The organism is Rhodanobacter sp. B2A1Ga4, assembly GCF_018101315.1.
GTDB classification, from domain to species: Bacteria; Pseudomonadota; Gammaproteobacteria; order Xanthomonadales; family Rhodanobacteraceae; genus Rhodanobacter; species Rhodanobacter thiooxydans_A.
Genome location: NZ_JADBJR010000001.1, coordinates 849,696 through 863,653, shown reverse-complemented (window position 1 = coordinate 863,653; position 13,958 = coordinate 849,696). Strand labels below are relative to the sequence as shown.

13 protein-coding genes are annotated in these 13,958 nt (G+C 67.0%); 6 read left to right on the top strand and 7 right to left on the bottom strand.

The features are described from left to right. Positions 1–14 precede the first annotated feature (14 nt). On the bottom strand, positions 15–1,847 hold the full coding sequence (locus IMW82_RS03910; RefSeq protein ID WP_211003902.1) for a winged helix-turn-helix domain-containing protein: 1,833 nt from the start codon (positions 1,845–1,847) through the stop codon (positions 15–17). Between the two features lie 177 nt (positions 1,848–2,024). On the opposite strand from IMW82_RS03910, the gene IMW82_RS03905 reads away from it, so the two are divergent. Further along, positions 2,025–2,669, top strand: coding sequence for a hypothetical protein (locus tag IMW82_RS03905; protein WP_108472955.1), 645 nt, complete (start codon positions 2,025–2,027; stop codon positions 2,667–2,669). A gap of 281 nt (positions 2,670–2,950) precedes the next feature. On the opposite strand, the gene IMW82_RS03900 is transcribed toward IMW82_RS03905, so the two are convergent. Beyond that, complete coding sequence (locus IMW82_RS03900) at positions 2,951–3,844, bottom strand: LysR family transcriptional regulator (RefSeq protein ID WP_108472954.1); 894 nt, start codon at positions 3,842–3,844, stop codon at positions 2,951–2,953. 115 nt (positions 3,845–3,959) lie between these two features. On the opposite strand from IMW82_RS03900, the gene IMW82_RS03895 reads away from it, so the two are divergent. From IMW82_RS03895 to IMW82_RS03880, 4 genes are all read left to right on the top strand, one after another. Next, positions 3,960–4,943, top strand: a complete 984-nt coding sequence (locus tag IMW82_RS03895; protein ID WP_108472953.1) for an aldo/keto reductase — start codon at positions 3,960–3,962, stop codon at positions 4,941–4,943. A gap of 22 nt (positions 4,944–4,965) precedes the next feature. Beyond that, entirely contained in the window at positions 4,966–5,718 is a 753-nt protein-coding gene (locus tag IMW82_RS03890; protein WP_108472952.1) for a carboxymuconolactone decarboxylase family protein, read from the top strand. Between the two features lie 106 nt (positions 5,719–5,824). Further along, entirely contained in the window at positions 5,825–6,232 is a 408-nt protein-coding gene (locus tag IMW82_RS03885) for a cupin domain-containing protein (RefSeq protein WP_108472951.1), read from the top strand. A 46-nt stretch (positions 6,233–6,278) separates the two neighbouring features. Beyond that, positions 6,279–7,331, top strand: coding sequence for an NAD(P)-dependent alcohol dehydrogenase (locus tag IMW82_RS03880; protein ID WP_108472950.1), 1,053 nt, complete (start codon positions 6,279–6,281; stop codon positions 7,329–7,331). Positions 7,332–7,481: 150 nt separating this feature from the next. On the opposite strand, the gene IMW82_RS03875 is transcribed toward IMW82_RS03880, so the two are convergent. The 5 genes from IMW82_RS03875 to IMW82_RS03855 all read right to left on the bottom strand — a co-directional run bounded on the left by IMW82_RS03875 (position 7,482) and on the right by IMW82_RS03855 (position 13,354). Next, the gene (locus IMW82_RS03875) at positions 7,482–9,254 is read right to left on the bottom strand and encodes an ABC transporter transmembrane domain-containing protein (RefSeq protein WP_108472949.1); all 1,773 of its coding nucleotides are present in this window, start codon (positions 9,252–9,254) and stop codon (positions 7,482–7,484) included. Positions 9,255–9,359: 105 nt separating this feature from the next. Then, positions 9,360–9,956, bottom strand: a complete 597-nt coding sequence (locus IMW82_RS03870) for a YigZ family protein (RefSeq protein ID WP_211003901.1) — start codon at positions 9,954–9,956, stop codon at positions 9,360–9,362. Beyond that, the gene (locus tag IMW82_RS03865) at positions 9,953–10,810 is read right to left on the bottom strand and encodes a hypothetical protein (RefSeq protein WP_211003900.1); all 858 of its coding nucleotides are present in this window, start codon (positions 10,808–10,810) and stop codon (positions 9,953–9,955) included. The genes IMW82_RS03870 and IMW82_RS03865 overlap by 4 nt, the downstream gene beginning before the upstream one ends. Continuing rightward, positions 10,807–11,361: an RNA polymerase sigma factor gene (locus IMW82_RS03860; protein WP_211003899.1), complete on the bottom strand. Its 555-nt coding sequence runs from the start codon at positions 11,359–11,361 to the stop codon at positions 10,807–10,809. Before IMW82_RS03860 ends, IMW82_RS03865 begins: the two co-directional genes overlap by 4 nt. A gap of 238 nt (positions 11,362–11,599) precedes the next feature. Beyond that, positions 11,600–13,354 (bottom strand): VWA domain-containing protein, encoded by a 1,755-nt coding sequence (locus IMW82_RS03855; protein WP_211003898.1) that lies wholly within the window; start codon positions 13,352–13,354, stop codon positions 11,600–11,602. A gap of 115 nt (positions 13,355–13,469) precedes the next feature. Here IMW82_RS03855 and IMW82_RS03850 point away from each other — a divergent pair, with 115 nt between their 5' ends. Further along, on the top strand, positions 13,470–13,943 hold the full coding sequence (locus IMW82_RS03850) for a DUF1456 family protein (protein WP_108472944.1): 474 nt from the start codon (positions 13,470–13,472) through the stop codon (positions 13,941–13,943). Positions 13,944–13,958 lie beyond the last annotated feature (15 nt).

Here is a 13,958-nt window from a genome sequence, read left to right as displayed (position 1 = left end):
CGGCGAGCGCATCGTCACCCAGCCGCGTGGCCAGCGCGATGCCTTCCTGAAGCAGCGCGGCGGCGGGGCTGGTGGTCTGTCGATGATGGTGGGCTATGCCGTTGGCGATCAGCGCGCGCGCGATGCAGATTCTGCGTATCGGATTGGCGCAGGGCCAGATCCATCCACTGGTTTGCCTGGCGATAGTCGCCCTGGATCCGGAAGTACCAGCACAGGTTGGAGCACAGCGTGATCGCCTCGTCGGCAAGATCCGCATGCGCCAGCGCGAACTCGAAGGCCGCCTGCAGGTTGGCCTTCTCGCGCAATACGCGACCGACCCATAACTGCTGGCGCTGGCCGCGCACTTGCGCATCCACGCGTGCGGTGAAGTCGATGCAATGCCTCAGGTGCGCGCGCCGGACGCGTGCCTCGTCTCCGCTCTTGCCCAGCTGCTCCAGCGCAAACAGCCGCACGCTGTCGAGCAAGCCGTACCGCGGCGGGTCGATCGTGGTGTCGACCGCGACGAGCGACTTGTCGACGAGTCCGCCCAGCAGATCCAGCGTCTGTTCGCCGCTGAGCTCGAACACGGTGCCTATGGTCGTGGCGCCATGCAAGGTCCAGCCGCCGGCGAATACGGCCAGGGCGCACAGCAGCGCCTGTTCCCGTTCCGACAGAAGCGCGAAGCTCCATGCGATCAGGGCGCTCAGTGTCTGGTGATGAAGCGTTCGGCCGGATGGCACATCCGCCAACCATCGGAAACGATCCTGCATGCGCAGCAGCAGTTGTTCGGGACTGAGCAGTCGCAGTCGCGCGGCAGCCAGTTCCAGGGCGAGCGGCAGGCCGTCCAGGTGTCGGCATAATTCGGCGACGGCAGCGGCATTCGCCGCCGTCAACGTGAAGCCCGAAGCCAGCGAACGCGAGCGCGTGATCAGTAGTTGCACCGCAGGCACGGTCATCAGTTGCGCGATTTCGTCGGCAGTGCTCCAGCTGCCGGACGCGGGCGTTTCCAGGGGAGGCAGGAAGCAAAGCGCTTCGCCCGGGCAATGCAGGCGCTGCTGGCTGGTGATCAGTATGCGAAGGTCTGCGCAAAGGGACAGCAGGGATTCGACAATCCGCCCCAGCGGCTCGGCCACCCGCTCGCAATTGTCGAGCACCAGCAATACCCGGCGCGGCCGCAGGACCTCGGCCAAGCGTTCCAGCGGGTTGTCCTCACCGTCCGAGCTGCGGATACCGAAGGCGTCCCCCAGTATCTGCGCCAGCCCTTCGTCCTTCGTGCAAGCCGTGAAGTCGAACCACCAGACGCCGTCGGGAAAGCCCGGCGCGCAGACCCGCGCTGTTTCCAGTGCAGCTTGCGTCTTGCCGATGCCGCCAGGGCCGGTGATGGTGACAAGCCTGGCGCTGTCGAGCAGGTTCCCCAGTTCGATGATCGCCTGCTCGCGGCCGATCAGGGCGCCGGTGCGTTCGGGCAGGCGCGCGTGTACCGGTGGTGCAAAACTCACGGCCACCGACGTGACGCCCGGTGTGCAGGTGAGCGGCGCGATGAAGCGGTAGCCCAGGCCGTGCACGGTCTGGATGCAGCGGGGCGACTTGATATCGTCGCCCAGTGCTCGTCGCAACTGCACGACCAGTCGATTCAGCGTTGTCTGGGTGACATAGACGTGGCCCCAGACGGCATCGAGCAGCTGATCGCGGCTGAGCAACTGGTCTGGATGGGCCAGGAATTCGAGCAGTACGGCGAACGCCTTGGGCTCGATGTCGATTTCGTTGCCGTCTCGGGTCAGGCGATGCGCGCCGACATCCACCTGCACGTCGGCAAAGCAGAAAAAACCCGCGGCTGGCGCGGATAGCTGGGGTTTGCCGGTGGCCATGGCCGCATTATCACGCCGGGTGGCACGGCGTGTTCAAGCGTTTAAGCCGCGATTTCTCATCATTTCCCTATCGCGTCCTCATGAATCCCGGATTGGCGCATAGCACGCTCCACGGTGACGTCCTCGCCGCCTCGGCGCGGCCAGTCACCGGTCCAATATCCAGCGAGGAGACCTGCCATGAATACCCGTCTGCACACCGCCATCGCCATTGCCATCCTGGGCACGGCCGCCGCCACGCTTTCCACCGGGGCGCACGCCTGCAACCTCACCGACTACCGCAGCATGAGCTCGCCCCACTGGTCGTTGCCGCACGCGCTACCCGACAGCGCGGCCGCGGCCGTCGAGGCGGCGGCAGCCCTGCAGGCTTCGCCAGCGGCCAATAGTGCCGCGGTCAGCGCCGACAACCTCCTGCAGCAACTCGATCCGATCACCGGCCTGTGGCAATTCACCTTCACCTCGAAGGGCAATGTCGGCATCCCGGACGGCGCCCAGCTGGATGCGGGTTTCGTGTCCTGGCACGCCGATGGCACCGAAATCATGAATTCCGGCCGGGCCCCGATGACCAGCAATTTCTGCCTGGGCGTTTTTCGGCACACCAGCGTCTACGGCTACAAGCTCAACCATTACGCGCTGTCATGGGACCCGACCGGGACCATCTTCATCGGGCCGACCAATATCCGCGAGCAGCTTCAGCTCGGGGCCGGCGGCGACACCTATGCGGGCAGCGTCTCGATTACCCAGTTCGCGCCGAATGGCACAACGGTGTTGGGGAGAGTCACCGGCACGGTGTCGGCGAAGCGGATTACACCCGACTCGAACTGATGGCGTGGATATCGACGCGGCAGGCTGGGGATGTCGCCTGCCGTTGAGATCGGTTCCGTGCGGGGCCTGTCGAAGTATTTCCATGCCGTGGGCACCCGCCGCCAGCGCTCCAGCAGACTCGGCACGAAGGAATGGTCGGGTTTCCTCTTTCGCTCATGCAGGCGTGGGGGTTGGAACTTCCCTTGCCCTGCGCAGCGTCTGGTCGATCGGCAGGGCCGCTCTGTCCTTGGCCGCTCTTCCGCCGGGACAGGTTTGTCGTTGCGCGACCAGCGCCGTTTTTGTCAGCTGCTTTTTCGCAGCGCTTTCACCAACAACGAGAACGCCGGCGAAGATTGCCGTCGGCTTGGGTAGTAGAGGTGGTAGCCGGGAAAGGGTGGACACCAGTCGGCGAGGAGGCGTTGCAATTTGCCGTCAGCAATGTCCGTCTCGACCATATCTTCGGGCACGCAGGCCAGGCCGAAGCCATCGAGTGTCGCTGCGAGGATGTGGCGAGTACTGTTGAAAGTCAGCCGTCCATCCACGCGCACGTTCAAGGCGTGGCCCTTCTTCTCGAACTCCCAGGCGTACAGGCCGCCGTGGGTGAGGAAGCGGATGTTGATGCAGTCGTGGCCGGTGAGGTCGCGCGGTGTTTTCACCGGCGGGCGTGAGGCCAGGTAGCCTGGTGAGCCGACCACCGCCATCCGCATTGGTGGACCGATGGGTACGGCGATCATGTCCCGGGCTACCTGCTCGCCCAGACGGATACCGGCATCGAAGCGTTCGGCCACGATGTCGGTCAGGCTGGAATCGCTGATCACCTCGACGCGGATGTCCGGGTAATCCGGCAGCAGCTTGCGCAGCACCGGCCACAGGATGGTGCTGGCGGCATGTTCGCCGGTGGTGATGCGCAGGGTGCCGCTGGGCTTGTCGCGCAGTTCGCTCAGGTTGGCGAGCGCCGCGTCGATGTCCTCGAAGTTCGGCGTCAGCTCCCTGGACAGTCGTTCGCCCGCTTCAGTGGGAGCAACGTTTCGCGTGGTGCGGGTGAGCAGGCGCAGACCAAGCCGGGCTTCCAGGGCGCGGATGGTATGACTGAGCGCCGAGGGCGACACGCCAAGCTGCGCGGCAGCCCGCGAGAAGCTGCGCTCGCGCGCCACGGCGAGGAAGGCCAGCAGATCGTTGTAGTTTTCGCGTGCCATGACCGGAGCTCATTGATGAGTGGAAATCATAAGTGCATTCTCATTGCACCGGCTAATCAAGTTAAATCGGGAGGTCCAGACTAGGCGCATCACCACTCCCTAGCGGAGCAATGCGATGCAAACGCGCACCCTTGGCCGTAGCGGCCTTGACGTCTCGGCCCTCGGCTTCGGCTGCATGGGCCTGAACTTCGGCTACGGCCCAGGCCCGGGCAAACAGGAGGCGATCGCGCTGATCCGTGATGCCTTTGCCAACGGCGTGACCTTCTTCGACACCGCCGAGGCCTATGGGCCGTTCACCAATGAGGAACTGGTCGGCGAGGCACTGGCGCCGATCCGCAACCAGGTGGTGATCGCCACCAAGTTCGGCTTCAAGGATGGCGATTCGAAGACCGGCACGGACAGTCGGCCGGAGCGCATCCGCGCCGTCGCTGACGCGTCGCTCAAGCGCTTGCGGACCGATCGCATCGATTTGTTCTACCAGCACCGCGTCGATCCCAACGTACCGATGGAAGACGTGGCCGGCACCGTCAGGGAGCTGATCACGGAAGGCAAGGTCAGGCACTTCGGCCTGTCCGAAGCGGGGGTGCAGTCGATCCGCCGTGCGCATGCGGTGCAGCCGGTCGCCGCGCTGCAAAGCGAATACTCGCTGTGGTGGCGCGAGCCCGAGCAAGACGTGCTGCCGACGTGTGAGGAACTGGGCATCGGCTTCGTGCCGTTCAGCCCGCTCGGCAAGGGTTTCCTCACCGGCAAGATCGATGCGGGCACGGCGTTCGCCAAGGACGACTTCCGCAACATCGTGCCGCGCTTCTCGCCGGAAGCACGCCAGGCCAACCAGACGCTGGTCGAGCTGCTTGGCAAGATCGCAGCCGGCAAGCAGGCGACACCGGCGCAAATTGCGCTGGCGTGGTTGCTCGCGCAGAGGCCGTGGATCGTGCCGATTCCGGGCACCACAAAGTTGCATCGCCTGAAGGAAAACATCGGCGCCGCCGCAATCACCTTGAACGCCAGTGAACTGCGCCAGATCGAGGATGCTCTCGCCCATATCCAGGTGCAGGGCGATCGCTATCCGGCCCACCTGGCTGCGCTCGTGGGCAAGTAACCAGGATCAATGAGGCAACACCATGGCAATTACCGAAGCCGCACTGCGCAATCACAAGCAACTGTTTCCCGGCCACGTCTCCACGTTGAAGGTCACCGACCCCGAGCTGATCGAGATCTTCGACAACTGGGCCTTCGACGAGGTGATTGAAGCCACCGAGATGCATATCCGCCTGCGCCTGATGGTGCAACTGGCGGCGCTGATCGCCTGCCAGGCGGTGAACGAATACTGCGTCATGCTTGGCGGCGCGCTCAACGTCGGCGTGACGCCGGTGCAGGCGAAAGAGATCCTGTATCAGGCTGTGCCTTACGTGGGCATGGCCAGGGCGTTCGACTTCCTGCACGCCACCAACGAGGTGTTCAAGGAACGTGGCATCGACCTGCCGCTGCCGGCGCAGGCGACCACCACGGCGCAGACGCGCTTCGACAAAGGGATGGAGACGCAGAGGCGGATCTTCGGCGACCGCAGCAAGACGTCGGCCGCGCAGTCACCCGCGGATCTCGAACACATCCCGCGCTTCCTCTCCGCGAACTGCTTCGGCGACTACTACACGCGCCACGGCCTGGATTTGCAGACACGTGAACTGCTGACGTTCGCCATCCTCGCCTCGCTCGGCGGCTGCGAGCCGCAGCTGACGGCTCACCTCGCGGGCAACCTGGCCATGGGCAACGACCGTCAGACGCTCATCGCAACCGTCACGCAGCTTTTGCCCTTCATCGGTTATCCACGTACGTTGAATGCCATAAAAGTGATCAACGAGGGTGCCCCGGCCTGAGCAAGACCGATCGATCAGGCATGAGCGGGGTCCCTCGAAGTATCGAATGGCCACGCGCTCTCATTCCGCATGTCTGGCACCTATTTCATTCATCAGAGCAACGACCATGGACATCATCCGCAACGGCTCGCAGCCCTCCGTCACCGGGCCGGCTGAGTACTTCACCGGCAAGGTGCGCATCGATTCACCATTCAAGGGTGCCGACGGCGCGAACATCTCCGGAGCCTTCGTGACCTTCGAGTCGGGTGCGCGCAGCGCCTGGCACACCCATCCGCTCGGACAGACCTTGATCGTCACCTCCGGCAAGGGCTGGACCCAGTGCGAAGGCGGCCCGATCGTCGAGATCAACGCCGGCGACATCATCAGCTGTCCACCGAACCACCGGCACTGGCACGGCGCCACGCCGACCACGGCGATGACCCATATCGCCATCCAGGAAGCGAAGGACGGCAAGGTGGTCGAATGGATGGAGAAGGTCACTGACAAGGAATACCTTGTGGGTCTGGCATCCTGACCCCATTCCTTCGTTCCCACTCCCGTTCCCCAGCCAGGAAAACCCCATGACGACCAAAGCCTACGGCGCCCACGCCGCCGACAAGCCGCTGCAGCCGATCGATATCGAGCGCCGCGCGCCTGGTCCGCAAGACGTGCAGATCGACATCGCCTATTGCGGCGTCTGCCATTCCGACCTGCATACGGTGCGCTCCGAATGGGGCGGCACGTTGTATCCCTGCGTGCCCGGCCACGAGATCGTCGGCCACGTCAGCGCCGTGGGCAGCGCGGTGACCGGCTTCAAGCTTGGCGACACGGTGGGCGTGGGCTGCCTGGTGGGCAGTTGCCAGCATTGCGCGTCCTGCGACGAAGGGCTGGAGCAGTACTGCGAGAACGGCTTCGTCGGCACCTACAACGGTCCGACTTCGGACGCACCCGGCCACACGCTGGGCGGCTACTCGCAGCGCATCGTGGTGGACCGGAAGTTCGTGCTGAAGATCCGCCATCCCGAGGAGCAGCTGGCGGCGGTCGCGCCGCTGCTGTGCGCGGGCATCACCACTTACTCGCCGTTGCGGCACTGGAACGCCGGCCCGGGCAAGAAGGTCGGCGTGGTCGGCATCGGCGGGCTGGGCCACATGGGCGTGAAGATCGCGCACGCGATGGGCGCGTACGTGGTGGCGTTCACCAGTTCGGAGAGCAAGCGCCAGGCGGCGCTGGACCTGGGTGCGGACGCGGTGGTGGTTTCGCGCAACGCCGACGAGATGAAGGCGCATGCGGGCAGTTTCGACCTGATCCTCAACACGGTGGCCGCCAGCCACTCGCTGGATGCATATACCTCGCTGCTCAAACGCGACGGCACCCTAGTGCTGGTCGGCGTGCCGGAGCATCCGCACCCGTCGCCGAGCATCGCCAACCTGATCTTCAAGCGCCGGGCCATCGCCGGCTCGCTGATCGGCGGCATCGCCGAAACCCAGGAGATGCTGGATTTCTGCGCGGACAAGGGCATCGTCGCCGACATCGAGATGATCACGGCACAGCAGATCGACGAGGCCTACGACCGCATGGTGAAGAGCGACGTGAAGTACCGTTTCGTGATCGACAACGCGACGCTGGCCGGCTGATTCCAGCCTTCTCCCTCCCCTGCGCAACAGGGGAGGGTTGGGCGACCGAAGGGAGTCCTTCAGGTGAGGGGTGCTCTTCGTCAGGCATGGGTGCAAAGTCAAAAGCTTGACCCCCTCCAACCTCCCCCTGCAGGCAGGGGGAAGCTACGGTCAGGCCACGAACTGCAGCCTTGCCAGCTCCGCGTACAGGCCGCCCTCGGCCAGCAAACTCTCGTGCGTGCCCTGCGCCACGATGCGGCCGCCGTCCATCACCACGATGCGGTCGGCGCGCTGCACGGTGGCGAGGCGGTGGGCGATCACCAGCGTGGTGCGGCCCTGTTCGAGCCGTGCCAGCGCCTGCTGGATCGCGGCTTCCGATTGCGCGTCCAGCGCCGAGGTGGCCTCGTCCAGCAACAGCAGCGGCGCGTCGCGCAGGATCGCGCGGGCGATCGCGATGCGCTGGCGCTGGCCACCGGACAGGCGCACGCCGCGTTCGCCCAGTTCGGCGTCGTAGCCGTGCTCCAGCGCGCTGATGAATTCGTGCGCCTCGGCGGCGCGGGCGGCCTCGCGCACTTCGTCGTCGCCGGCATCCTGGCGGCCGAAGCGGATGTTGTCGGCGGCGCTGCCGGCGAAGATCACGGTCTCCTGCGGCACCAGCGCGATCGCGCCACGCAGGCCAGCCAGGGTGGTTTCGCGCAGGTCGACGCCGTCGATGCGGATGCTGCCGCTCTGCGGGTCGTAGAAGCGCAACAGCAGGGCGAACACCGTGCTCTTGCCGGCGCCGGAGGGGCCGACCAAGGCCACCGTCTCGCCCGGGCGCACGGTCAAAGTGAAGTCGTGCAGCGCCGCCGTATCGGGGCGGGTGGGGTAGTGGAAGGTCACGCCGTCGAAGCGCAGCTCGCCGCGCATCGGTTGCGGCAGCGCGCGCGGCTGCGCCGGGTCGACGATGTCGGCGCGTTCGCCCAGCAGTTCGCCGATGCGCTCCATCGCGCCGGCCGCGCGCAGCACGTCGCCCCACACTTCGGACAGGCCCGCCACCGAGCCGGCGGCGAACGCCGCATACAGCACGAACTGGCCCAGCACACCGGCGCCCAGGGTGCCGGCCAGCACGTGGCGTGCGCCGGCCCACAGCACCAGCGTGATCGCGCCGAACACCAGCACGATCACCGCCATGGTCAGCAGCGCGCGCATGCCGATGCGCCGGCGCGCGGTGGCCAGCGCGCGGGCGATCGCGCTGCCGTAGCGGGTGCTCTCGATACGCTCGCGCGCATACGCCTTCACCGCGGTGGAGGCGTTGAGCGTTTCGTTGGCGATCGCGGCGGCGTCGGCGAGGCGGTCCTGGCTGGCCCGCGACAGCTTCTGCACGCGGCGGCCGAACACCAGGATCGGCAGCATCACCGCCGGGATCACCAGTGCGGTGAGGCCGGCCAGCGACGGTGCCGTCCACACCATCGCCACCGCCGCACCCACCAGCATCACCGCGCTGCGCAGCGCCACCGACACACCCGAGCCGATCAGCGCCTGCACCACCTCGGTGTCGGCACTGAGGCGCGACAGCAGCTCGCCCACGCGGCTCTTTTCGAAGAAGCCCACGTCGAGACGGATCACGTGCGCGTACAGCGTCTGCCGCAGCGAGGCGAGCGCCCGCTCGCTCAGCAGGGTGATGCAGAAGTAGCGCGCGGCGGTGGCGAAGGCCAGTACCAGCGCCACGCCGAACAGCGCGATGAAGGTCTGGTTGATGACGGTGTTGCTGGAGTGGCCGAAACCCTGGTCGATGATGTGGCGGAAGGCCAGCGGCAGCACCAGCGAGGCGCCGGAGGACAGGCCCAGGAACAGCAGCCAGCCGAGCGCGAGCGCGCGGTGCGGCTTCAGGAACGGCCAGAGTTCGCGCAGCGCGCCGATGCGGCGGGCAGGACGGGAGGTGTCGGTGGCGGCGTCGCTCATGGGCTCTCGCAGGCGGATCAAGGATGACGCGGGCCCGCGCACGGGCGATCCGTTCAAGGTGGGGCGGCTTGCCGCCGATTCAATCCGCGGCTGCGCGATGGAGGCTCAGTCCAGCCGCCGCGCCTCGCTGCGGCCACGACTGATGTCGCTGATGCGCAGGCATGCCTCGGCGACGCGGCTGTCCGGCAGGCGCAGTTGCAGTTCCACGCCGTCGGCGCCGAATGCCTCGTGCTCGACCTCGGCCTGCAGGTCTTTCAGGCGGGCCTTGAGCAGGGCCAGTTCGGCGAAGTCGCAGCGCAGGCCCAGCCGCGCCATCGCCACGATAGTCACGCGCCCGGCACGACGCAGGCATTCGGCGGCGGTGCCGCCATAGGCACGCGCCAGGCCACCGGCACCGAGCTTGATGCCGCCGTACCAGCGCGTTACCACGACCGCGACGCGGTCCATGCCCTGTCCCTCGATGGCCTGCAGGATCGGCCGACCGGCGGTGCCGCCGGGTTCGCCGTCGTCGTTGAAGCGGTAGTCCTGGCCGATGCGCCAGGCCCAGCAGTTGTGCGTGGCGGTGGGGTCACCCACCTCGCGCACGAAGGCCATTGCCTGTTCGGTGGACTCGACCGGAGCGGCCAGCGCGAGGAAGCGGCTTTTCCTGATCTCTTCCTGGTGGCGGCACGGCTGGGCCAGCGTGAACAGCGCTACGCTCATGGCTGGCGTAGTGTCGCCTGCAGTTCCGGCGGCAGCTTCCATTGCGGATGAGCCAGGCGGAACGCGGCCAGGCGCTGCAGTGCCTCATCGTCGTGGCCTTGCACGAACAGTTGCCGGATCTTGTCCAGTTCCTGCGCCGGCGTGTCGCTGGTGTTCGCCGTGGTGTCGGCTGCAGCGGCGGGTGGCGCCGGCACGGCGACCATCGTGGCCTGCATGGACTGCATACCGGCGGCGGCTTCCGCCGCCACGGGCTGGGCCGTCTTGGCGGCAATCCCGCTGTCGGCTGGTGCGTTCGCCTCGGCTGCGGCACGCTGCGTCGCGCCTGCCCGTTGCTCTTCGCGAGCGGCAGGCGCGGCCTGCTTCTCGGCCACGATCTGGCGTGGCCTGGCGGCCATGCGCGCGGGAGGCGCTGCGGCAAGGGTCAGGGAGGCAGCTTGCTCCGGCGGTGCAGCTGCCGGAGCGGGTGGCGCAGGTGCATTCGATGCCGCAGCGATGCCCTCGGCCTGCACCGGTGCAACGCTGCCGTTCGCGACCGGTGCGGATTCGATCCGGGGCGATTCGTGCATGCGCCAGGCGAGCCCGGCGGCGAGCACGAGGGCGGCTGCGCTGCTCAGGCCGACCAGCCAGCGTGGCCGGAATTTCCTGGTCGACCCGGCCGGCGCTGCGGGAGCGACGACAGCGGGCTGCGCGCCATTCGGTTCCAGCGCTTGCGCGGCGGCGCGCAGCACGGCTGCGTCCAGCGCCGGGCCGGGCTCGTTCTGCGGCAGCTGGCGATACAGTGCGGCCAGCTCGGCTTCGCCGGGAAGCCTCTCGTCCGGCGCGCCCGGACCCAGTGGTGGCAGTGGGGTGGTCATTCGGACAGCACTTCGCGTAGACGGTTCATGGCATAGCGCAGGCGCGACTTCACCGTTTCGCGGCCGGCGCCCGTTATCACGGCGATCTCCTCCAGGCTCAGTTCCTGTTCCAGCCGCAGCAGTACCGCGGTGCGCTGCTCGTCCGGCAACTGCTCGATCGCGCGCTGCAGGCTGCGCCGGCGCTCGAACTCGGACAGGGCGTGATCCGGCTGTTCCTGCTCCGGCATGGCGACGTTGGCCAGCGCGGTTTCGGCCTCGTCGCCGTCGGCCATCGGCCGCTGGCGGCGCATGCCGTCGATCATCAGGTTGTGCGCGATCTGCAGCAGCCAGGTGCTGAACTTCGCCTGCGGCTGGTAGCGCTCCCGCGCGCCGATCACCCGGCTCCAGGTTTCCTGGAACAGCTCGTCGGCGCGCTGCGGATCACGTATGCCGCGCAACAGGAAGCGGTAAAGCATGCCGCGATGACGTGCGTACAGTGCCTCGAACGCGGCGAGGTCGCCGCGTGCGTAGGCCAGCATCAGCATGGCATCGGGATCGACCGCAGCATCCATGGAGGGCGAGGGTAAGGCAAATTGCCGGGTGGCGGATAGGTTGTGGGGTGTTCTGCGCAAAGCCTCACCCCCTCCCGGCCTCCCCCTGCACGCAGGGGGAGGAGAAAAGCACGGCAGCACCGCGCCAGGCATAGACAGTCGGCTCCCGCGTACGGAGCGTGCCACTCCTGCTCCCTCCCCTGCGTGCAGGGGAGGGTTGGGGTGGGGTGCTTCTGCCTGCGCCGCCCGGCAAACAGCCTCAGCGCGCCGCGGTGTTGCCGGCGTCGTCATGGCCGTGCGTGGCCAGTCCGTCGGCCAGCTTCACCAGTTGCACGAAGCCGGCGCGGTAGCCGTCGGCATCGCTGCCACGCGCGCCGCCAGCGAGTTGCGCGATCTGCGCGTAGCCGTAGCCGTCCAGATACTTGCCGCCGCGCAGGGCATCGGCGAACGCGGCCACCGCGGCGGCGTAGCGCAGGCGCTCGCTTGCCTGTGCTTCGGCATGCGCGGCGATCGGCCGTTCGATCAGCTTGCTGGTCGACTGTCCCGGCAGCTTGTAGCGCAGGCGCAGGAAGGCCAGCTCATGACCGCCTTCAGTCGGCGTTGAGCGTGCGCCGTAGCGCAGTGGATCGATGCGCGCGGCAGCCGAGCCTTTCGGGGTGATCTCGTAGATCGCGGTGACGTTGGCGCCCGCGCCGATCTCGCCGGCGTCGACCTGGTCGTTGTTGAAATCCTCGCGCTTCAGCAGGCGCTTTTCGTAGCCGATCAGGCGGTATTCCTGCACCTGTGCGGGGTTGAACTCGAGCTGGATCTTCACGTCCTGCGCGATCGTCAGCAGGGTGGCGGACATCTCGTCGACCAGCACGCGGCGACCTTCCTGCAGGTTATCAATGTAGTGGTGGCTGCCGTTGCCCGCGTCGGCCAGCATCACCGCCATCGCGTCGTTGTAGTTGCCCTCGCCGAAGCCCAGCGTGGTCAGCGCCACGCCGCTCTTGCGATGGTCCTCGATGGTGGTCTTCAGCGCCTCCTCGCTCACCGTGCCCACATTGAAATCACCGTCGGTGGCCAGGATCACCCGGTTCACGCCGCCCTTGATGAAACCCTGTTCGGCCTGCGCATAGGCCAGCTCGATGCCGGCGCCGCCATTGGTGGAGCCGCCGGCGCCGAGACTGTCGATGGCGGCATCGATGGCGGCGTGCCGGTCGCCGGTGGTGGAGGGCAGGGCGATACCGGCGGCGCCGGCATAGGTGACGATGGCGACCCGGTCCTGCTTGCGCAGTTCGCGCACCAGCTGTTTCAGCGAGGCCTTGAGCAGCGGCAGCTTGTCCGCTTCGTCCATCGAGCCGGAGGTGTCGATCAGGAACACCATGTTCGAGGCGGGGATCTGCGCGGCCGGCACGCGGTAGCCCTGGATGCCGACCAGCAGCAGCTGCCGCTGCGCGTTCCACGGCGCCGGCGCCAGTTCGGTGGTGACGCTGAACGGTTGTTCGCGATCGGTGGGCGGCGTGTAGCCGTAGTCGAAGTAGTTGATGAATTCCTCGGCGCGCACCGCGTCGGCCGGCGGCAGCTGGCCCGCGTTCAACATGCGCCGCACGTTGGTGTACGAGCCGGTGTCGACGTCGATGCCGAAGGTGGACACCGGCTGCTCGCTGACCAGCTGCACCGGGTTGCTGTCGCGATGGGTGTAGTTCTCGGTGTTGATGTCGCTAGGCATCGGCAGCATCAGCATCGGGTGCGCCAGGTAGGCGTTGGCGGCCACGCCCTGGCCCGCCATCATGCGTTGCATCGCGGGGGCGGGCTGCTGCGGTGGCGCCGGCGGCAGGCTCGTCGGCATCGGCGTGGCAGCCGCATTCGCCATCTGATCGGTGGGTGCCACGGGTTTGACCGGTACCGGTTCGGCCGGTGTCGCGTCGTTCGTCACCGGCATGTTCGCGACGGGTTTCTTCGAGATGCCGCAGCCGGCCAGGGTCACCAGCAGGGCCAGCAGCAGGGTGCGCAACAGGGCTTTCGCGTTCATGGGGCGGTTTCTCCTCCGGTGGTGGAAGATGAAACGCGGGCGTGCAGTGAACGGGGTTAATCGCGACGGGCGTGGCGCGGTAGCATGGCGCCCTCAGTGACCCCATCGGAACGACATGATCAACAACGACGTACTGCGCGCCATCCGCTACATGCTCGATCTCAGCGACGGCAAGGTGGTGGAACTCATCCACCTGGCGGATGCGGGCTATCCGGTCGCGAAGGAGGACGTGCAGGCGTTCCTGAAGAAGGACGAGGAGCCCGGCTACGTCGAATGCAGCAACAAGGTGCTGGCGCTGTTCCTCGACGGCCTGGTGTTCCATCGCCGCGGCAAGGACGACAACCGCCCGCCGCGCCCGCCGGAGAAGCGCGTCACCAACAACGTGGTGCTGAAGAAACTGCGCGTGGCGTTCGAGCTGAAGGACGTCGACATGCACCAGATCCTCGAAAGCGCCGGCTTCCCGGTCTCCAAGCCCGAACTGAGCGCGCTGTTCCGCCAGACCGACCACAAGAACTTCAAGCTGTGCGGCGACCAGCTGCTGCGCAATTTCCTGAAGGGGCTGACCATGCGCGTGCGCGGCGCCGGCTGAGCCGGTCGCGACGCA